The following is a 20247-nucleotide window of genomic DNA, read 5'->3' as shown; positions in this document are numbered from 1 at the left end:
AGACTGTGGACCAATGAAGGTATTTTTCAAGAAAATTCCCTTGGCCCTATCTAGTCTGGTACTTGCCCTCTTTAGTTTATCCAATCAAATAAGTCAACTTACCCTGATTGCTCAGGGTATTTGGCTTATAGCCGTTTTTGGCTTTTTCCTAGTGCTAGGACGCCTGATCATTGGCTATAGACAAACTCAAGAAGATTTGCATAATCCAGTCATAGCTTCGGCCTTTCCCAGCCTCTTTATGGCTGCCTTTCTCTTTACCAGTCGCCTTCCACTAGCTCAAAGTGACCTAAGTATCGCATGGATAGGGCTCCTTGGACTTTATATTGCCTATATCATCTTTTTCAGTCTGCGTTTTCTGCGCCCACTAGCCTTAGAACAAGTCTATCCAAGTTGGTTCGTGGTTTATGTAGGCCCTGCAATTAGTCTTGTAACCGTTCCGGATGGTATTCCAAATAGTATCAAGGGGCTTATCCTAGGACTAACGGGATTAGCGACCCTGGCCCTCTTTCCACTTGTTTTATGGAGAATGAAACAGATAGCCATCCCTCACCTATATCAGCCTATACTCGCTATTTTAGCAGCACCTCTGGCCCTTCTCATTACCAGCTCAATCAAGAGTAATCAAAGACCTGCAACTATCATTTTAGTCGGCCTGTTTGTATTCTCCCAAATTTTCTTTTTCTTCGCCTTGAGACTCTTTGCCAGACTCGTTAACAAGGGTTTTATCCCACTTTTTGCTGCCTTTAGCTTCCCATTAGTCAATAGTGTCAATGCTTTTAAGGCAGCCACTACCAGTCTTAAGCTCGTGAATCTGATAACCCATTTAATTTATTTAGCCGAGCTCTTACCAGTTCTTGCTATTATGATATATTTGCTCTATCATTTTATTAAGCTTTTGTATAATGATTTTATACAAGCTAAACGCTAAAAACAAGCACGTTCACAGAACATGCTTGTTTTTTTATTTATCTAAATCCTAGTTCTTTTAATTTATCCTGGTAACTGTCAAAATCAATTTCGATTCCTTGACCGCCATATAAATCATAGCTGTCAATCCAATCACCATCTGAAGGAATAGTTTGAGAACTGATACCATTTTTGAAACTACCGGCATTTGAAAGACCCAAATCCAACATTTCCGTCATGCTCATATTGGTTGAAGTCAGTGAGTATACTTTTCCTAAAGCCTCAGAACCCTTGAAAAGACTAATAGGATTTTTAACTTGCTTCATAATAGCTTGCATCACTTGTTGTTGCCGTTTGGTACGCCCATAATCCCCTTCATCGTCCTTACGGAAACGAGCGTAATTAAGAAGAGTTCGTCCATCCATCTGTTGCTTACCGACTTTAATGGTTTGATTCGGAACATTCCCATCCTTGTCCATCCTCAAATCATCTGGAACTTTGACCGAGGACACTTTTTTACCATCAACAGTGGAGAATTTAGTATTGATTTTCACGCCATCTGGGAACAGGGTATCAACACCTGCCGCAAAGGTCTCAAAGTCGACCATGGCATAGTACTTGATATCAATGTCAAAATTTCGTTTGAGCGTCTGTCGCATAAGCTCTGCCCCTTGATGATTGTTTTGCTCACCAATATTGAAGGCAGTATTGAGTTTCAGATCCTGAGAATAGTCTGTCTCTGAAGCGCCCTTAATATTAACCAAGGTGTCTCGCATAAAGCTTACCATCTTGATTTTGCCTTCCTTATTGCCCACATTGACAACTATAATGGAGTCTGTTCTGGCCTCGGTAGATTCTTGGCTGACTCGTTGGTCAGAACCCAAAATAAGGATATTCACCCCATCCTTAGTGTCTTTACCGTTAAAGGTTTCGACTAAGGCCGGTTGATAGGCTTTACCATTGTTACCAGCAGCAGAAAGGTCAGTTCCTTTGTAAAATTGATAGGCCATTGCTAGCACCAAAAAGACAACACCAAGACTTAAGCAACTAAGCACTAGCTTAACGACTTTCTTGAGTCTTCGCTTTTTCTTTGGCCGCTTCTTCTTGACTACTTGCGACTTGAACCTTGGAGCCGACGTTGCTGAAGGGGCTGCTTGTCTTTGAACCTTTTTCCGTTTAACGTTTCGTTGAGGCACTTCCTCTCGATAGACAGGCAGACCTTCCTCTGTTAGCTGATTGACATCCTCATAATCAGGTGCCTGATAATAATTTGAACGATTATTATAAGGCTGGCTCCGTGCTTCTTGATAGTCAGCAGTTTGACCCTGATACCTCTCGTAGGAACGCTCCGCTTCATAAGCATCCAACTTTCCTTGTAGATAATTGAATTCCGAAGCCTGCTGTCCATTAAGGTGGGCAAGATTTTTTAAAAGATAGTTGTAACGTAACCGTTCATGATGCGTAAACGGCTCATCGTTAGATTTGGTCATAAGATTTCCCTTTAAATTTCATAGACTTGGTAAGCACCCAAGATTTTATATCCAATTCCAACTGCAGTTAGCTCTTCAAGAGCGAACTGAGCCAACTTTTCCTTTGTATAATCACAATCAATAATAAAGAAATACTCGCCAAGTACCGTTTTCAACGGACGGCTTTCAATCTTGGTCAAGTCAATGCCTCGCCAGGCAAAGGTCGATAGGGCCTTGTAAAGTGCCCCTGGCATATTATCAGGCAGGGTCAAGGCCAGCGTTAATTTACAATCAATCTGATTGAGCGGAATCTCAGGAACAGTGTTTCCCAGCACCCAAAAGCGGGTATAATTCTTTTCAATCTCCTGGATATCCTTAGCCAATATTTGAAGACCGTATTCCTTAGCCGCTGCATGTGGAGCAATTGCTGCATAAGGCTGATCTGGATTATCAGCGACAAAACGCGCCGCAAAGGCTGTACTTGCTGTTGTCTCAATCTTGGCATGTGGAAAATGCTGTTTAATATACTTTTTCCCTTGGGCAATGGCCTGTGGGTGTGAGAAGATTTTCTCAATTTTCTCATGATGTTTAGTCGCCATCAACTGCTGCTTGATGGGCTGAACAATCTCTGCCACAGCACGAATATCGGCCTGATGGAAGAGATAGTCTAAACTCTCATGAACAGAGCCCTCAATGGAATTTTCCACAGGAATAACTGCGTAATCCACACGTCCCTCTTCATAAGACTTGATAACCTCGGTAATGGTACCTAATGAAACCAATTCTGCCTCAGGAAAAGCCTTTAAGGCTGCATTATGCGTAAACGACCCACTTGGGCCCAAATAACCTACATACATTTGATAAACCTTGCTACTTCTTCTGGTGTCCTGTTATCAACAGTGATAACCAGGTCTGCCAAACTTTGATAGAGGGCCATTCGACCATCATAAATGGCCTTGAATTCCTCTTTAGAATGATTGAGAAAGAGTGGGCGCTGATTCTTGGTATCCTTTTTAATACGGTCATAGACCACATCAAAAGAAGCGTGAAGCCATATGTTATACTTACTATTTTTCTTCAAAAGCTGGCGATTGCGCTCCGTCACAACGACACCACCTCCAGTAGAGATGATGACGTCATCTCCCTCTTGAAGGAGGGCTTCCAGAGTCTCAGACTCAATCTGACGAAAGCTTGCTTCGCCTTCTTTGGCAAAACAATCAGCAATGGACATTCCGATTTTCTCTTCAATGACCTGATCCATATCCACGAAACGACCATCCAGGAATGGGGCGACGGAACTCTTACCAACTCCCATAAAGCCCAATAAAACCTTAGCCATGTAGTAATCCTTCCAAATCACTAAAGAAGCTTGGATAGCTTGTATTGATAGCTTCTGCACGTTGCAAGTTAACTTCGCCATCTTGAACCAAGAGGGCAGCAATGGCTGTCATCATACCGATCCTGTGGTCACCAAAGGTATTGACCTCTGCCCCGTGAAGAGCTGTCTTACCAGTGATAATCATACCATCCTCAGTTGGAACAATATCAGCCCCCATAGCATTCAAGGCATCTGCTACCACCTGAATACGATCAGTCTCTTTGACCTTGAGTTCTTCAGCATCACGAATCACCGTCTTGCCCTGAGCTTGTGTCGCCAAGAGTGTGATAATCGGAAGTTCATCAATCAAACGTGGAATGATGTCACCGCCAATTTCGGTTCCTTTAAGTTCTGAAGTTTCAACCGTAATGGTCGCAGATTTAGCAACCTGGTCAATATCTGAAAGGCTTATCTTACCACCCATATCCTTGATAACATCAATGATACCGGTACGTGTCTCGTTAATACCGACATTTTCCAAGACAATCTTAGAGTTTGGCATCACAAGTCCTGCTACCAACCAAAAGGCGGCTGAAGAAATATCCCCTGGAACCACAACTTCTTGGGCAGTTAAGGTTTGTCCACCAGAAATACGAATTTCATTGCCATCTACTTGAAGCTGACCACCAAACTGCTGAATCATGTCTTCCGTATGATTACGTGTTTTTTCCTTTTCAATGATGACAGATTCACCATCAGCTTGAAGAGCTGCAAAAATAAGGGCAGATTTTACCTGAGCAGAGGCCACAGGCAATTGGTAATGAATAGGTTTAAGGGACTTGCTACCGTGCATTTTCAATGGTGGCAAATCACGATCTGTTTGACCAGAAACCTCTACACCCATCTGACGCAAGGGAATGGTCACACGGTCCATAGGGCGTTTTGAAAGGGAATCATCCCCAAACATCTCTACATCGAAATCTTGACCAGCGAGCACACCTGAAATCAAGCGAATCGATGTTCCAGAGTTACCCATGTCCAATTTGTTTTGAGGAGCCTTGAGACCATCAAAACCAACACCGTGAATGCGAACCACATCACCGTCATCCTCGATGGTCACACCCAGATCACGAAAGACCTGCATGGTTGAGAGGACATCCTCACCTCGTAAAATATCACGAACAGTTGTCACACCTTTAGCAAGACTTCCGAACATAATCGAACGGTGACTGATTGACTTGTCACCAGGGATACGCAAGCTGCCATGAAGACCTTGTGCCTTGGTTTCTAGTTTCATAGGTTACTCCTGAAAATTTTATAGTTACTTTCATTATACCATAATCGAAAGCCCAACCATAGACTGAATTGTCAAAATATTCACTCTCTAGTATTAGTATACTTTTCTCTTAGAAAGGCAACTGCCTCTTGAACACGGTTCCGAATTAAGTTAGCAGACTCCTCCAAAAGACGATTTTCCTCAGCCGACAAAGATAAGTGAACAGGAGCAACCACCCCTTGACGTCCTAAAATAACTGGATATCCAAGATAGGTCTGATAGGCTTCTTGATAGCTCGATACCGCCACTTCTTCTTGAGCATCCGAAAGGATAATAGTTACCAAACGAAGAGCCGCACTGGCAATGCCGTATGAAGTATAGCCCTTACCATAAAAGACCTTGTGGCCACCCTTCATAGAAGCCATAAAAAGATTTTGACGCTCTTCTTCACTGGTCAATTCTGTAATATCTTGACCTTTGACCTTAACCTGACTCCAGGCTGTAAATTGGGAATTCCCATGTTCACCAAGATTGTAGCCAGATACTGATTTGGGATTGACTGACAAATCATCTCCTACTGCTGCCTTCATTCTAGCTGTATCGAGTAGAGTCCCTGTCCCAATCACACGTTCTCTTGGCCAGCCTGTGAATTCCTGATAGAGGGCTGATACAGCATCTACAGGATTCGAGATAACCAAGAGTATTCCTTGAAAATCCAATTTTTTAAGCTTCTGAGAAACCTGATAAACGGCTTCTCGAGTAAATGGAAATTCAGCAAAGCGGTCCTCACCAGCATTATGCTGTAACTGAATATTTCCAAGAGATGAAATAATCACATCAGCATCTTCAAGTGCTGCATAATCATTGACAACAATGTTTGCATAGCTAGGTAGATTTGCCATAGCATCCTTAAAATCCTGAGCATCTGCCTCGGCCTTCTTCTCATTAATGTCAATAAAAACATAGCTATCAGCCAAGCCTTGAGCAATTGCCCCATGAGCGACCGCAGCTCCAACATTTCCCATACCAATAATTCCAATCTTACGACTCATCATTTTTCTCCTTAATATTTCTAGTTTTTTCCTTAGACAATCTCTTTTGAAAGCAGAAAAAGGCCTGTCAAATGACACACCCTCCCTAATTAACTATTCAATTCTTGCAATGGTTTGAAGATAATACGTTCAATATCATTTAAATAAACAGACAAACCTTGTTGTGCAGCCAAGTATTCTTTCAAAAGGGCATTAGCTTCTACCTTTTGACCCAATTCTTGAACAGCTACTTGTTCTTCTGCTGTTGGCATTGTACCAGCTTGCATTTTAGCATAGAAATCCTCTTGGAAATCAGTAAACTCTTTGAAAAGAGCGCTAGCCTCAGCATCAGCTGCAATCGCTTCTTTTTTCTCTACCAAAGTTTTGTACTCAGGAAGGGCACGAATGCCACGTTCCAACTCATTTGCTAAATCATAAATATTTGTCATTTTATTCTCCTAGGCGATCACCACATGATAGTCTGTATTGGCTTCAATAACAGTCTTAGCATGTGTGCGATCTTTTTCATTTTTAAAAGTAATTTGAAGGATACCGTGAATATCCTCACGATTTTCTTCATTGATACGAAGGTTAACCAAAGACGTTCCTCGTAACAATTCCATAATGCTAAGGATAACGTCTTCTCGGTCAGGCACATCCACGAAAATATCGAAGGCACTTTCCACGCCACCCTTTTTGTGGATTTCCATCTCTTTACGCTTTTTACGACCGTTGTCAAAGAACTCCCAAATGGCATTCTCATCTTCAGCTTTAATCAAGTCGGCCACATGGTCCAAACGTTTTTTGAAATCTTCAATACGATCCAAGACAGCAGGCCCATTAGTCATGAGAATGGAAGCCCACATGCCAGGTTCACTTTCTGCAATACGGGTCATATCTCGGAATCCCCCAGCCGCAAAGTGATTGGTCATCTCGTGAGACTGAGCATAATCAGCCGCCTGCTCCATAAGACCAGAAGCTAAAAGGTGTGGAAAATGACTGATTTGACTGGTTACACGGTCGTGTTCAGCCGCATCAATCTCCACAAAACGTGACTTAAGCCCAGACAAGATGTCCTTAAGCTCTGGGATAGTTGTCTCTCTTGTCAGACTTGTCGGTGTGAAAATATAATAGGCATTTTCAAAAAGCGTCACGTCGGCTGCAATAGCCCCTGATTTATGGGAACCAGCCATAGGGTGGGAACCAACAAACTGAATATTTTTACCTGTTAGGTAACGTTCAGCTGCCTCAACGATATCCAACTTAGTAGACCCTGCGTCTGTGATGATGACATTATCTTTGAGATCCAAGTCAGCCAATTCCTGCAAGTAGGCCACAGTTTGCTTAATTGGCACTGCAAGGATAATCACATCAGCAAGTGGAGCAAACTCTTTGAAATCACTGGTTGCACGATCAACAATCCCACGCTCAAGTGCAATATTTCGAGAATAGTCAGAACGATTATATCCAAGAATCTCATAATCAGGGTGATCCCTTTTAATCCCTAAGGCCAAGGAGCCACCAATCAAGCCCAATCCTGCGATATAAATAGTTTTCTTACTCATTACTACTCCCATCTATTGTCTGATGCTGCTTAAAAGTTTTTCACATAGTCACGGTGACGTGCTACCGCTTCTTTCAATTCTTCCATGTTATCAGAAGAGAATTTGTCCAAGATTTCATTGGCTACGACTGTAGCAACTACAGATTCCATAACGACACCCGCTGCAGGCAAGGCCGTTGGATCTGAACGCTCGACTGTTGCCTTGTATGGTTCATGTGTTTCGATATCTACTGACATCAATGGCTTGTAAAGGGTTGGAATAGGTTTCATAACCCCACGGACCACAATCGGTTGCCCGTTGGTCATACCACCTTCAAAACCACCAAGGTTGTTAGTGCGACGCGTATAGCCATCCTCTTCATTCCAGAGAATTTCGTCCATCACTTGAGAACCCTTGAGATAGCCATCTTTGAATCCAAGACCAAACTCGACCCCCTTGAAGGCATTGATGGAAACAACTGCTTGAGCAATCTTAGCATCAAGTTTGGTATCCCATTGCACATAAGAGCCAAGGCCAACAGGGACGCCGCCAACAACCGTTTCAACGACACCACCGATTGTGTCCCCTTCTTTTTTGACTTGGTCAATGTAATCTTTAATCTCTTGTTCACGTTCTTGGTTAACGACTGAAATCTCTGATTGTTGGGCCAACTCCTTGATTTGGGCTACCGTCAAATTCTCAGGCACATCAATTTCCTTACCACCAAAGACAACCACATGATTAGCAATTTCAATATCGAGCTCAGCTAAGATTCGTTTAGCGACAGCACCTACTGCCACACGCATCGTTGTTTCACGCGCACTGGAACGCTCCAACGAATTACGCAAATCATCGAAACGGTATTTCATTCCACCAACCAAGTCAGCATGTCCTGGACGTGGGTGAGTGATTTTACGTTTGGTTTTCAAACGATCCTCAATGTCTTCCACAGCCATGATGTCCAACCATTTTTGATGGTCCTTATTGATAACATGAAGGGTAATCGGAGCCCCTGTTGTTTTCCCATGACGAACACCAGAAGTGATTTCAACCTTATCAGACTCAATTTTCATACGGCCACCACGACCATAGCCACCTTGGCGGCGTTTCAAATCACCATTGATATCTTCAGCAGTCAAGGGAAGACCAGCTGGAACACCTTCGATAATTGCTGTTAAACGTGGGCCGTGAGACTCACCTGCTGTTAAATATCTCATTTATTTCTCCAAGTACTCTTTCATTTCAACTAAAGGAATTTGATTGATAGCTGCCTTACCAATCTCTGGAACGATAACTGTCTTAATGCTATTGCCACGAGCTTTTTTGTCATGTGTGAGGGCTGTATAGAGCTCCTCAACACGCCATGGCTCATAGTCCACAGGCAAGCCAAACTTAACACACATCTCAGCGATTTGACGTGTGATTCCCTTAGGCATCAGACCTTTTTCCTCAGCAACACGTGAAATCTGAACCATTCCGATAGCTACCGCCTCACCGTGCATGACTTTACCGTAACCAGCTGTTTGTTCAACGGAATGCCCAATCGTATGACCAAAGTTTAGATACATACGGACGCCACCTTCAAACTCGTCTTCAACCACAATTTTACGCTTAACGTTACATGAACGATAAATGATAGTTTCTGAGTTTTCTAGGATACTGTGAACCGAACCATCAATACTTTCAAGGAGTTGCCAAAGTTCAGGATCGTCAATCAGACCGTATTTGACAACCTCACCCATACCTTCGATCAATTCACGTTTACCAAGTGTCTCAAGGACATTAGGGTCAATCAAAACCCCATCAGGCTGAGCAAAAGTTCCCACGATATTTTTAGCAAATGGTGTGTTCACACCCGTCTTACCACCAATAGATGAATCCACTTGGGCAGTGAGACTAGTTGGAACCTGAACGAAGTGAATGCCACGCATATAAGTTGAAGCAACAAAGCCTGCCAAGTCACCAACAACACCGCCACCAAGAGCAAGAATACCATCACTACGAGTCATGCCATTCTTAATCAAAAACTCATAAGCCTTATTAACAGTTTTAAGATTTTTACTCGCTTCACCTTCTAGAAAATCAAAAACGACAACCTCAAAACCTTCGTGCTCCAGGCTAAGCTTAACTTTTTCTGCATATAGAGCTCCCACATGATTGTCCGTAATAAGGGCAATCTTTTGTGGTTCCCAAAGTGACTTCACCCATTGACCGACAGTCTTAAGGGCTCCTTTTTCAATAATAATGTCATAAGGGTTATGTGTTAAATTTACCTCTAGTTTCATAGTCGTCCCCTCCTAGCTATTGTAAATATTTTCCAATTCCTGCCAAATGGCGTCTGTTGGCATGTCCTTGCCTGTCCACAATTTAAAGGCACCTGCTGCTTGATGAAGCAACATGCCAAGTCCGTTCACAGCCTCTATTCCCTGTTTCCTAGCCAAGGCCAAGAAAGGTGTTTCAAAAGGCTGATAAATGATATCAGCAACCAAGAGTCCCTTAGGAAATTTTGTATCTGTAGGAATAGGCATGGATGCGCCATCCATCCCAACACTCGTCGCATTCACCAATAAATCAGCCTGGCCTAGTTCCTCTTGAAAATACTCAAGTTCATTTAAAGCATGAAACTCCAAGTGGCAACTTGCCTGTTCAAGTAAGGACTTAAAGCTCTCTTTTGCCTTATCCAATGACTGAGGGCGAACATAGACACTGACTTTTTTTGCACCATCAAGAACTGCCTGTGTCACAATAGATTTAGCCGCACCACCGGCCCCCAAAATCATCAGATGGGCATCTTTAGGGCTAAAGTTCTTTAGACTAGCAAAAAAGCCAAAACCGTCCGTATTATGACCAATCAAACGCCCATCACGATTAACAACTGTATTGACAGCACCAATCAGTTGAGCTGCAGGACTAATCTCATCCAAAAAAGGAATAACTGCTTCCTTATATGGCATGGACAAATTGATACCGAACATGTCGTAACGTCTAATATTTTTAACTGTCTCGGCTAGGTCTGATTTCGGAATCTCCCAGGCCACATAAACACCATTAACTTGTGTCTTCTCAAAGGCCGAATTATGAATGAATGGCGAAATCGAATGCTTGATTGGATTGGCGACAACAGCTGCTAGGCGTGTGTGTCCATCAATCTGCATCCAAAACCTCCCTGATTCTGCGCATGTCTGCTAAACTAATTTGTCCTGGAGCACTGGCATTATCAAGACTGGCAAAGGTCCATGATGACCCTATCAAGTCGCCCGCAAAACGTGATAAACGACCTAGTTTACCCATTGACATGGTTACAAACTCCTGCTCAGGATTAAAGGCCTTAAAGCCACGTGTGAAGTTCATAAGGTCGAGAACATCCTGCTCATGCTTAGGCATAACTGACACCTTAACCACTCGTGGTGTCAAGTTTGCCATCTCAGACAAAAGTTCCATGAGGTTTTCAGGTGTCTCCTCAAAGTTATGATAAGACAAAACCAAGTTTGAAAATTCGAGCATTTGATCAAAGACAGCCTTACGTGTGAAATACTCAAAATCAATATAATCTGGCGAATAAATCGCAGCTACATCCTTAATCAGTGCGACATATTCCGCATCCGTTAACTCAAGCCTACCACCCTCACGCGTTGTACGTATGGTAAAGACAATCTCAAAGCCTGCGAATTTCTCGAAAATAGCCGGAGCAACCGTTAAGATACTATCCTTATCTAAAAAATCTGCACGCCATTCAATAATGTCTGCCCCATCAAAACGAGACAGTTCAAGCGCTTGTGCCTCCTCTAAACTAGTTGGCATAATCGGAACTACAATTTTCATTTATTTACCTTTATTGTGTATACTTTCAAATAATTTGATGTTGGATCATTAGGATTGACGGTAAAATCCGCTGGTAATTGTTGCAGGTTAACGAAGTCCGCTGAAACATCTCCCAAGCCCTTACGTAGTTGTTTCTTAAACTGTTGCACTGTCATATTAGCAGCATTGGTACTTGCGATGATTGTCCCATGCTCTGATAAAATATCAAGACTTTGTGCAATTAACTTGTGGTAATCCTTATTTGCTGAGAAAGTGCGTTTCTTATTTCGAGCAAAGCTTGGCGGATCGATGACGATAAGGTCATAAGATAAGCCTTTTTTCTTTGCATATTTGAAATAATCGAAGACATCCATCACGACCAAGCGATGATTTTCCATACTGAAGCCATTAGCTTCAAAATGAGCCGTCGATAATTCACGTGAACGTTTTGCCAAATCCACCGATGTCGTTTCAACCGCTCCCCCCATAGCTGCAGCAACTGAAAAAGCGGCCGTATAAGAGAACATATTCAGAACTGATTTACCCAAGGCTAAGCCATTAACTAAACCATCACGCACTTCATGCTGATCAAGGAAAATCCCCGTCATTAGCCCATCATTGAGGAAAACTTCATATGTTACCCCATTTTCTAAAATGGTGAAGGTATCACCCGACTCTTGCCCAAAAAGATGATCTGATTCGAAATCAAGACCCTTGAAGCGGATTTTTTCATAACCTCCCAAGACCTCAGGAAAGACCGTTTGGAAGGCCTCTACAATAACATCCTTCAAGGAATAAACAAAGGCATTATACCATGAAAAGAGGACATAGTCTCCATACAAATCAATCGTTAGACCACCAAAATCATCACCATCTTGGTTAAAAAGACGAAAAGCCGTCGTTAAATCATTATCATAATAGGATTGACGTTTGGCTTTTGCTTTCTCAAAAAGTCCCTGAAAATAGGTCACTGTCAATTTTTGCTTTTTAGGGGACAAAAACCAACCTATCCCCTTATTTTGACTTGACAAATAGCCTGTTCCTAAAAATTCTTTGGATTGGCTATAAAGATAAATCAACTGATTATTTTCAGCTATATTTGGAAAATCTTCGGCTAAAAGAAGCTGTTTCCCTTGTTTGATTTTTTTCTCCGCAAAGGGACTTACTGTCAATATACTCATGTTACCATTATACCAAAAAAATGCTATAATTTCTGTTTCGTAACTAGATTTTGTCAATTGTATGTCAAGGAATATCACACTCAATGGCAGTAAATTTTTGAGAGTCATTTTGTTATTTGGTATAATGGTTAAGATAATATAGAATCAAAGGAAGTATTACTTTGAAAAAAATAAATGAAGCCTTTTGGAAAGGAGTTTCATCAAGACTCGGATTCGTCCTCTTGTTACTCTTCTTTTACTGGCTAAAAACCATATTCGCTTATTACGTCAACATTAATCTTGAGTTGGAAAGCAGATATCAGGTTATGCTTTCGCTGATTAACCCTATTCCACTGGGATTAATGCTGCTAGGTTTAGGACTTTACTTCAAGAAAAGACGTTTCTTTTATAGCATTACCATTGCTATTTATGTCATCCTTAACCTCCTGCTTATTGCTAATGTCATTTACTTCGGTGAGTTCACAGACTTCATCACTGTAAATACCATCCTGGCAAGTTCTAGTTCAGCAGCGGGGCTGGGAGACTCAGCTAAGAACCTTCTTGAACCAAGTTATATCTTTTATCTGATTGATATTCCTTTCTTCATCTATGCTGGTTTTAGGAAAAAACTAAAAACGGATAGTAAGCCATTTAATAAACGAGCTAGTTTTGCCGTCACCGCACTGTCGACACTCCTTCTCTCAGTTAACCTATTTCTAGCGGAAGTTAACCGTGGTGAGTTACTGACACGTGGTTTCTCCAACAACTATATTGTTCGTGCTATGGGGATTCCTTTCTTTACAGCTTATTCCGGTAACTTAACGTATCAAGCTTCACAAGCTCGTTCATCCGCAACAGCAGACGATATGAAAAAGATTGAAGCTTATGTTAAGAAGCACTATGCAGCACCTGATCCTAAGTACTACGGAATTGCTAAAGGAAGAAACGTTATCGTTATTCACTTGGAGAGTTTCCAACAGTTTCTTATTGATTACAAGCTTCAAGTAGATGGTCAGTCTTATGAGGTAACACCATTCCTCAATTCCATTTACCACTCAAATGAAACCCTAGCCTTTTCAAACTTCTTCCACCAAGTTAAATCAGGAAAAACTTCTGATGCTGAAACCTTGATGGAAACATCACTCTTCGGACTAAGTACAGGGTCATACATGGTAAACTACGGTGGTACCAATACAGCCTACGCTGCACCATCTATCCTGGCTCAAACAGGTGGCTATACTTCATCCGTTTTCCACGGAAACACTGGATCCTTCTGGAATCGCAATAACACCTATAAACAATGGGGTTATAACTACTTCTTTGACTCATCAGCCTTCACTGAAAAAACTGATAAGAATTCCTTCCAGTATGGTCTAAATGACAAGTACATGTTTCCAGATTCCATCAAATATCTGGAACAAATGCAACAGCCTTTCTATGTTAAATACCTAACCGTATCTAACCACTACCCATACACTTCACTCTCAGGCGATGAAAAGGAACAAGGTTTCCCACTCGCTGAAACAAAAGATGAGACAGTCAACGGATATTTTGCAACAGCTAACTATCTTGACTCTGCAATCAAAGACTTCTTTGATTACCTTAAGGAAACCGGTCTTTACGACAACTCGATTATTGTCATGTACGGTGACCACTATGGTATCTCTGATACACGAAGCAGCAATCTTGCTGAACTTCTCGGTAAGAACCCTGAAACTTGGTCAAACTATGATAAAGCCATGCTTCAACGTGTTCCTTACATGATTCATATTCCAGGATATACTGGTGGTGGTATCTCTAACACCTTTGGTGGAGAGGTTGATGCCCTTCCAACTCTCCTTCACATTCTTGGTGTTGACACTAGCTCTTATATCCAGATGGGACAAGACCTCCTATCTCCTGATAATAAGCAAACCGTCGCATTTAGAACCTCAGGTCAATATGTTACTCCTCAATACACCAGCTATTCTGGTCGACTCTATAACACTCAAACAGGGGAAGAAATTACCAACCCTGATGAAACGACTAAAAAGGATAACGAAGCCATTCGTAAGACAGTAGCCACTCAGCTTTCGATGAGTGACGCTGTTCAAACTGGTGACCTCCTTCGTTTCTATACACCAAATGGTTTGAAACATGTTGATTCTAGCACGATTTCCTACACGAAACAGATGAATCAACTGAAACAAATCAACAAAAAGCTGAAAGATAAATCAACTAGCCTCTACAAACAAAAAGGCAATAAATCAACAGCTGATCTATTCAAGACCCCATCTTACAAGGAACTACATCCTGCAGAATCTGAATCGAGCTCAAGTTCAAGTGAATCAGAGCCAAGTAGCTCTTCAACGGAACAACAATAAGCCTTAAAAGGCAGTCCAAACAGGACTGCCTTTTAAGATTAAACAATTATCAATCGTACTTAACTGGAAAATCATAATCCTCATAGCACTCGCCTCAAACATATTTCTTGCTAGTTTGCTGTAAGCGTGATTAAATAGAGTTAGTAAGAAAACTTATAAAGGAGAACAGATATGAATCCAATGGAATCATTTAACCAAGTAAAAGAAATGATTGAAAAGAAAGATTTCGAAGCTGCTAAAAAGTTTGTCGATGACAATAAAGATGATTTGGGCGAATACTTTGACCAAGCTAAGTCACTTGTTTCAGGCAACGAAATGGTCAGTGGAGCTTTAGACAAGATTAAAGGTCTATTCTAAGACGAAATCCCCGCAGTCAATAGGATTGCGGGGACTTTTTATATTTAGAACTCCTATTTAGGTACAGTGCCTATCATAGGCTAAAATTCTATAGCAAAAGACAAATCATAATTATATTTTTACTCTCAAGTCATATTGGGGTCATTTCATTACTCTTGCTCATCTAATTTTATGTACAAGCTAATCAAATCCCTATTAAATACCACAGAATTATATTACTTATCTGAATTAAAAAAGTAAACTCTTTTCCATCTTGAGATACTAGACTTGAGCTTTTAAAAAATTTAATTTGTAATAAATTTTTAGTTAAACAACAATCCTACCATTCACATCAGGCATCTTGAATAAGACGATAACACCTTGGATAAATCCGATGATAACTGGGATACCCGTAAAAGATAAAATCAGAAAAAGAATACCTGTTCCGTAATACCCTGCGTAAAAATGATGTACACCTAATCCACCAAGAAAAATAGCGAGAAAAACATAAACCCATTTATTTACATAATGCAAATCTGGAGTAGTTGCTTGTGTGTAAACGACTTGTGACTGATTTTGGGAAAAGTTGTTTTCATTGACAATGTTAATATTGTCATCTTTTTTCTCTTCAGCTTTTATGATAATAATTTCATCATCTACTTTATGAACTTCTACTTCATCACCTAATTTTGGAACGAAATTCAATTCAGATGGATTTATTTTCAAATACTCTTCATTATTCGAGATTATAACTTCCGTACTTGTAACTTTAACAATTTTTGCCAATTCTTCTTTCCTCTCTTTTAAGTTATGGCTTGTATTACTCTTTTAAATGATTGTAAAGTCATAACTTAAAAGAGAGGACTTCTTTACACATGGGTTCTTTACAGCCCGAAGCTGAAGGAAGCACCACACCCGTATCAGAAAGCTCCGATACCTTTGAACGCTCTGTTACCAGTCGTCCTACGACATCCCCTCGTCCATTACATTTTACAATAAAAGATGGCTACAAGTCAAGAAAATCAAGGCTTGAGCACTCTGTTGATAAGCAAGATTTGGACAAGATAAATAGAAGAAGTCACGATCTTCAAGAGGCAGCGCAATTTAGCTGAAACCATGTCAGCCATTACCTGCGGATTAATGACTTGTGCAGTCGTAGTAGTTCCTAGAACCATAGATTAATCATCCTTTCAATTGTTGATATAGCTCTGGGTCTTTATCAAAGAGTTCTTGACGCTCATTGATACCCATACGTTTGAAATCTTCCTTAGTGATTCCGTTAGCATTAGCTGACGGGTTACCACCTACAGAGATTTTTTGCTGTGCCGCTTGTTCCTCTTGCTTGAAAAGATATGGGCTTGTCTCTTTCAATCCTTTAATAACCTTGTCTAGTTTAGGTTTACCAGCTTCATCAAGTTCGATTTCGTCAAAATTGATAAATTTAGCAAGGTCATCCGAATTGTGAGCGTCCACATCTTTCAAAGCTAGACGAATAGCGTTTGATTTTGTAACTTTCGCAAGATTAGCTTCACTATCAGACTTGTAAGCTTCAAATTTAGCTTGTAAGTCAGTCAATTGTTGCTTAACTTCCTCACTCGCCCCCTCTTTAGCCTGCAAGTCGTTGAGAGCTTGGCTCTGTTGCTCTAGTTGTTGTTTAAGACTGTCGTTTTCAGCTTGTAATTCAGACTTAGCTTGTGCTTTCGCATTCTCAATCCCAGAACCGTACGCATTCATTAAGGAATCAATCACTGCCTTGTCTTCGATACCAGCTTCAACCAACATGTCACGTTTTAAACTCATGCTTAAAACTCCTTTGTTTTACGCCACGATGGGCAGAATTAGACAGTTTTACGCCATGCTCCAGGGCAAAATAAAAACCGAATGGAAATCCATACGGTTTATAGTGGTTTATAGCAATTTATTGCATGAAAAAAGCGCCTAGATTGTTCTAAGCGCTAATAGTATTGTACTTCTGTCTTAGACATTATTTGCGACAATTTTTGGCCGTCAATATCTAAGTTTACTAAGTCATCAAGAGAGGACACTACATATGTTTGAGCTCCTATGGAGACCTGGATGTCCGTTGTAGAGTTGGGTAAGATAGCACAATCTTGTCCTTTGTAGACAAAAGAGGCGTCCCAACCGTTATCATATAACGCTTGTAAATCATCTAATATCGCCATAATATATCTAGGTTCTCCTCTCTTTCATTGTTTGTTAATTCTCTAGTTGTTCTACTGATAAACTTACCGTCATCATCAAACACAAAGTCGTGAACATGTTCACCTTTTTTCCCGTAAGGATGTTTATCTGGTTGCTTATGATTAGTGAAATGTATATCTTTTACTTTGTAGCCCCTATCATCGTAATAGGTTCTGCCAAGTACATCTCCATTCGTTGCGTTATGTTGGACTACACTATTTGGCTCTCCAGCCTTTCCTGGAGGTGTATGTCCTACTGTAACCCCTGATACACTTACTATTTTACCACTTTTCACAGCTTTATCAAGTTCTGCACGCTTAGTAGCAAGCTCTCTAGCTTTCTTTTGTTCTTCTCTAAGCTTAACCTCTTTCTTAGCTTTGCTAAATGGGTCGTCATAGTACTTCTCTCTAGCGTAATCACGATGTAGAAACGGATGTTGTTTGAGATAGTCTCTCATGGCTCCCTGTTGGATCCTGACCTTGCTCTTATACTTGTCTATCAGCTCCTGATCACCTAGTTTCTCTGCTACATGCAAAAGCTCCTTAGATTGTCTAATAGAACGCTCAATAGCCCTTTGCTTAGATTGGGCATTGGCGTTTTCTATTGCTTGCTCTGGTGTTAGGTCTTTTAAGTGGTCTGGTAAGTCTGGTTTATAATTGGCTCCTGGGATGAATGGCGTCATGGTATGGCCACAGTTAATGCCTTGGCACCCTCCTATCTTACCATAGCCATAATCATCGAGGGCAAATATCTTAACACCTTCCTCGGTTCTAGCTCGGCCTGTGGTAACTATCTGGTGCTGTAACGGTGCGCACATTTTCCGAGCTGCTGACTTAATGGAATAATAGAACGTATCAATTCCCAACTCTTGAGCTGGTCTCATTCGCATTTCGTTGAATGTACGTCTAGCAGTAGTCTTGATGACTGTCCTAGCGTAAGCGTCAGCTCTCCAACGTTTGCCACCTTTGTCAGTAAAACCATATTGATAAACTTAGCAAGGTCGTCTGAATTGTGAGCATCCACATCCTTCAAAGCAAGACGAATAGCGTTTGATTTAGTAACTTTCGCAAGTTTAGCTTCACTGTCAGTCTTGTAAGCTTCAAATTTAGCTTGTAAGTCAGTCAATTGTTGTTTGACTTCCTCACTCGCTCCCTCTTTGGCTTGCAAGTCGCTAAGTGCTTGGCTCTGTTGCTCTAGTTGTTGTTTAAGACTGTCGTTTTCAGCTGTAATTCAGACTTAGCTTGTGCTTTCGCATTCTCAATCCCAGAATCGTACGCATTCATTAAGGAATCAATCACTGCCTTGTCTTCGATACCAGCTTCAACTAACATGTCACGTTTTAAACTCATGCTTAAAACTCCTTCGTTTTACGTCCAAGGGACTGAATTAGACAGTTTTACGCCGTGCCCAGGGCAAAACAAAAAGGCTCTATAATTTCTGTAGTGGGTAAAACCACTGTAGAGATTATAGAGCTTTTTAAGTGTACACAAAAAGTCCCATAAGAACTATAATGAAAAGCAACCAAACCATCATTAGGAAGAACTTATGAGACTTATTAAGAATACCACAGAATTAATCGGAATTAAAGACCAAAATATCAAGATTTCACTTGTTTTTGAAACTGACACTCATATCGAGATTCAAGCAAAACTTGATTACCCTGCACCATCATGTCCTCACTGCCATGGAAAGATGATCAAATATGACTTTCAAAAAAACTCTAAAATCCCTCTTCTCGAGCAAGCTGGAACTCCAACTCTACTACATCTGAAGAAACGTCGCTTCCAGTGTAAAAATTGTAGGAGAGTCACGGTAGCTGAGACATCAATCGTTGAGAAAAACTGCCAAATCTCCAATCTAGTCCGACAAAAGGTTGCACAACTCCTAACTGAGAAGGTCTCACTAACTGATATTGCCAGAAAGCTTCGCGTATCGACGTCCACTGTCTATCGAAAACTTGACCAGTTTACTTTCAAGGAACATTATGATAAACTCCCTACTGTTATGTCCTGGGATGAGTTTGGGTTCAAGAAAGGTGAACTCGCTTTTGTGGCGCAAAACTATGAGACCAACAAACTCATAACCATCCTTGATAATCGCCGTCAAACCACGATTCGAAACCACTTTTTGAAGTACCCATTGAAAGTTCGACAAAAGGTGCAGTTTATCACAATGGATATGTCTGGAGCCTATATCCCACTAGCCCACAGACTCTTTCCAAACGCCAAAATCGTTCTTGATCGTTTCCACATTATCCAGCACCTTGGACGTGCCTTTTTAAAGACAAGAATTGCGATTATGAACCAGTTTGATAAGAAGTCACTACCCTATCGAGCCTTGAAGAATCACTGGCGACTCTTCCAAAAGGACAGCCGTAAACTCTCTATCAGCTCTTTTTATTCAAAGACTTTCCGCCAAACTTTAGCACCACATGAAGTTGTTGAGAAGACACTAGGCTTTTCAAAAGAGCTTACTGACTACTATACACTTTATCAGCTTTTGCTTTTTCACTTTCAGGAGAAGAGAGTAGATGAGTTCTTTGAGCTGATAGAGGAAAATAGAAGCAAAGTCAATCACTATTTTCAAACGGTCTTTAGAACTTTTCTTAGACACAAACAATACATCCAAAATGCACTAGAAACAGACTATTCAAACGCAAAACTGGAAGCTACCAACAAGTTGATTAAAGACATCAAACGGTTGGGATTCGGTTTTAGAAACTTCATCAACTTTAAGAAACGTGTCTTCATCACTCTGAACATAAAAAAAGAGAAGACCTATCAGGTCCTCTCTAGATGTTAGCTTTTCGTCACCCACTACAGTTGACAAAGAGCCAAAATA

19 protein-coding genes and 2 pseudogenes are annotated in these 20247 nt (G+C 41.0%); 4 read left to right on the top strand and 17 right to left on the bottom strand.

Annotated elements, in window-relative coordinates; genetic code table 11:
* Positions 1-13 precede the first annotated feature (13 nt).
* The gene (locus tag EL076_RS03465) at positions 14-928 is read left to right on the top strand and encodes a TDT family transporter (protein WP_126429274.1); all 915 of its coding nucleotides are present in this window, start codon (positions 14-16) and stop codon (positions 926-928) included.
* 37 nt (positions 929-965) lie between these two features.
* Here the strand turns inward: EL076_RS03465 and EL076_RS03460 are convergent, their stop codons facing one another.
* The 12 genes from EL076_RS03460 to EL076_RS03405 all read right to left on the bottom strand — a co-directional run bounded on the left by EL076_RS03460 (position 966) and on the right by EL076_RS03405 (position 12526).
* A complete protein-coding gene (locus EL076_RS03460; protein WP_126429272.1) occupies positions 966-2396 on the bottom strand; it encodes an LCP family protein in 1431 nt (476 codons plus the stop codon).
* A gap of 11 nt (positions 2397-2407) precedes the next feature.
* Entirely contained in the window at positions 2408-3232 is an 825-nt protein-coding gene (gene pheA, locus EL076_RS03455; protein ID WP_002890467.1) for a prephenate dehydratase, read from the bottom strand.
* Entirely contained in the window at positions 3223-3714 is a 492-nt protein-coding gene (locus tag EL076_RS03450) for a shikimate kinase (protein WP_003097538.1), read from the bottom strand. Before EL076_RS03450 ends, pheA begins: the two co-directional genes overlap by 10 nt.
* Positions 3707-4990, bottom strand: a complete 1284-nt coding sequence (gene aroA, locus EL076_RS03445; protein ID WP_126429271.1) for a 3-phosphoshikimate 1-carboxyvinyltransferase — start codon at positions 4988-4990, stop codon at positions 3707-3709. Before aroA ends, EL076_RS03450 begins: the two co-directional genes overlap by 8 nt.
* Positions 4991-5070: 80 nt before the next feature.
* Entirely contained in the window at positions 5071-6021 is a 951-nt protein-coding gene (locus tag EL076_RS03440; RefSeq protein ID WP_037621525.1) for an L-lactate dehydrogenase, read from the bottom strand.
* Between the two features lie 89 nt (positions 6022-6110).
* Positions 6111-6449, bottom strand: a complete 339-nt coding sequence (locus EL076_RS03435; protein WP_003097542.1) for a YlbF/YmcA family competence regulator — start codon at positions 6447-6449, stop codon at positions 6111-6113.
* A gap of 9 nt (positions 6450-6458) precedes the next feature.
* Complete coding sequence (locus tag EL076_RS03430) at positions 6459-7565, bottom strand: prephenate dehydrogenase (protein WP_037621527.1); 1107 nt, start codon at positions 7563-7565, stop codon at positions 6459-6461.
* 29 nt (positions 7566-7594) lie between these two features.
* Entirely contained in the window at positions 7595-8761 is a 1167-nt protein-coding gene (aroC, locus tag EL076_RS03425; RefSeq protein ID WP_126429269.1) for a chorismate synthase, read from the bottom strand.
* On the bottom strand, positions 8762-9829 hold the full coding sequence (gene aroB / locus EL076_RS03420; protein WP_126429267.1) for a 3-dehydroquinate synthase: 1068 nt from the start codon (positions 9827-9829) through the stop codon (positions 8762-8764).
* 12 nt (positions 9830-9841) lie between these two features.
* The gene (locus EL076_RS03415; RefSeq protein ID WP_126429265.1) at positions 9842-10699 is read right to left on the bottom strand and encodes a shikimate dehydrogenase; all 858 of its coding nucleotides are present in this window, start codon (positions 10697-10699) and stop codon (positions 9842-9844) included.
* Entirely contained in the window at positions 10689-11366 is a 678-nt protein-coding gene (gene aroD, locus EL076_RS03410) for a type I 3-dehydroquinate dehydratase (protein WP_126429262.1), read from the bottom strand. Before aroD ends, EL076_RS03415 begins: the two co-directional genes overlap by 11 nt.
* On the bottom strand, positions 11363-12526 hold the full coding sequence (locus tag EL076_RS03405; RefSeq protein WP_126429260.1) for a class I SAM-dependent rRNA methyltransferase: 1164 nt from the start codon (positions 12524-12526) through the stop codon (positions 11363-11365). The genes aroD and EL076_RS03405 overlap by 4 nt, the downstream gene beginning before the upstream one ends.
* Before the next feature lie 161 nt (positions 12527-12687).
* Between EL076_RS03405 and EL076_RS03400 the strand changes: the two genes are divergently transcribed.
* A complete protein-coding gene (locus EL076_RS03400) occupies positions 12688-14868 on the top strand; it encodes an LTA synthase family protein (RefSeq protein WP_126429258.1) in 2181 nt (726 codons plus the stop codon).
* A gap of 171 nt (positions 14869-15039) precedes the next feature.
* On the top strand, positions 15040-15225 hold the full coding sequence (locus EL076_RS03395; RefSeq protein WP_126429256.1) for a hypothetical protein: 186 nt from the start codon (positions 15040-15042) through the stop codon (positions 15223-15225).
* Positions 15226-15531: 306 nt separating this feature from the next.
* Here the strand turns inward: EL076_RS03395 and EL076_RS03390 are convergent, their stop codons facing one another.
* The 5 genes and pseudogenes from EL076_RS03390 to EL076_RS10210 form a co-directional block, all read right to left on the bottom strand.
* On the bottom strand, positions 15532-15990 hold the full coding sequence (locus EL076_RS03390) for a TM2 domain-containing protein (protein WP_197716146.1): 459 nt from the start codon (positions 15988-15990) through the stop codon (positions 15532-15534).
* 396 nt (positions 15991-16386) lie between these two features.
* Entirely contained in the window at positions 16387-17004 is a 618-nt protein-coding gene (locus EL076_RS03375) for a phage scaffolding protein (RefSeq protein ID WP_126429254.1), read from the bottom strand.
* An 864-nt stretch (positions 17005-17868) separates the two neighbouring features.
* Positions 17869-18388, bottom strand: a pseudogene (locus tag EL076_RS10220) (phage minor capsid protein); the annotation flags it as partial.
* Positions 18286-18573, bottom strand: coding sequence for a phage scaffolding protein (locus EL076_RS10215; RefSeq protein WP_232009670.1), 288 nt, complete (start codon positions 18571-18573; stop codon positions 18286-18288). The pseudogene EL076_RS10220 and the gene EL076_RS10215, both read right to left, overlap by 103 nt.
* Positions 18574-18599: 26 nt before the next feature.
* Positions 18600-18755: a hypothetical protein gene (locus EL076_RS10210; protein ID WP_232009668.1), complete on the bottom strand. Its 156-nt coding sequence runs from the start codon at positions 18753-18755 to the stop codon at positions 18600-18602.
* Positions 18756-18951: 196 nt separating this feature from the next.
* Here EL076_RS10210 and EL076_RS03350 point away from each other — a divergent pair.
* A pseudogene (locus EL076_RS03350) lies at positions 18952-20201 on the top strand (ISL3 family transposase).
* The last annotated feature ends 46 nt before the right edge of the window (positions 20202-20247 follow it).

It is taken from the genome of Streptococcus vestibularis (genome assembly GCF_900636445.1).
Classification (GTDB): Bacteria; Bacillota; Bacilli; order Lactobacillales; family Streptococcaceae; genus Streptococcus; species Streptococcus vestibularis.
Note: the sequence above shows the minus strand (reverse complement) of the source record. Positions and strands in the feature narration are given on the sequence as shown.

Excerpts from the sequence above, each read along its gene's own strand:
- EL076_RS03465 (WP_126429274.1), top strand. The coding sequence starts at position 14 with ATGAAGGTATTTTTCAAGAAAATTCCCTTGGCCCTATCTAGTCTGGTA.
- EL076_RS03460 (WP_126429272.1), bottom strand. The coding sequence starts at position 2,396 with ATGACCAAATCTAACGATGAGCCGTTTACGCATCATGAACGGTTACGT.
- pheA (WP_002890467.1), bottom strand. The coding sequence starts at position 3,232 with ATGTATGTAGGTTATTTGGGCCCAAGTGGGTCGTTTACGCATAATGCA.
- EL076_RS03450 (WP_003097538.1), bottom strand. The coding sequence starts at position 3,714 with ATGGCTAAGGTTTTATTGGGCTTTATGGGAGTTGGTAAGAGTTCCGTC.
- aroA (WP_126429271.1), bottom strand. The coding sequence starts at position 4,990 with ATGAAACTAGAAACCAAGGCACAAGGTCTTCATGGCAGCTTGCGTATC.
- EL076_RS03440 (WP_037621525.1), bottom strand. The coding sequence starts at position 6,021 with ATGAGTCGTAAGATTGGAATTATTGGTATGGGAAATGTTGGAGCTGCG.
- EL076_RS03435 (WP_003097542.1), bottom strand. The coding sequence starts at position 6,449 with ATGACAAATATTTATGATTTAGCAAATGAGTTGGAACGTGGCATTCGT.
- EL076_RS03430 (WP_037621527.1), bottom strand. The coding sequence starts at position 7,565 with ATGAGTAAGAAAACTATTTATATCGCAGGATTGGGCTTGATTGGTGGC.
- aroC (WP_126429269.1), bottom strand. The coding sequence starts at position 8,761 with ATGAGATATTTAACAGCAGGTGAGTCTCACGGCCCACGTTTAACAGCA.
- aroB (WP_126429267.1), bottom strand. The coding sequence starts at position 9,829 with ATGAAACTAGAGGTAAATTTAACACATAACCCTTATGACATTATTATT.
- EL076_RS03415 (WP_126429265.1), bottom strand. The coding sequence starts at position 10,699 with ATGCAGATTGATGGACACACACGCCTAGCAGCTGTTGTCGCCAATCCA.
- aroD (WP_126429262.1), bottom strand. The coding sequence starts at position 11,366 with ATGAAAATTGTAGTTCCGATTATGCCAACTAGTTTAGAGGAGGCACAA.
- EL076_RS03405 (WP_126429260.1), bottom strand. The coding sequence starts at position 12,526 with ATGAGTATATTGACAGTAAGTCCCTTTGCGGAGAAAAAAATCAAACAA.
- EL076_RS03395 (WP_126429256.1), top strand. The coding sequence starts at position 15,040 with ATGAATCCAATGGAATCATTTAACCAAGTAAAAGAAATGATTGAAAAG.
- EL076_RS03375 (WP_126429254.1), bottom strand. The coding sequence starts at position 17,004 with ATGAGTTTAAAACGTGACATGTTGGTTGAAGCTGGTATCGAAGACAAG.
- EL076_RS10210 (WP_232009668.1), bottom strand. The coding sequence starts at position 18,755 with ATGAGTTTAAAACGTGACATGTTAGTTGAAGCTGGTATCGAAGACAAG.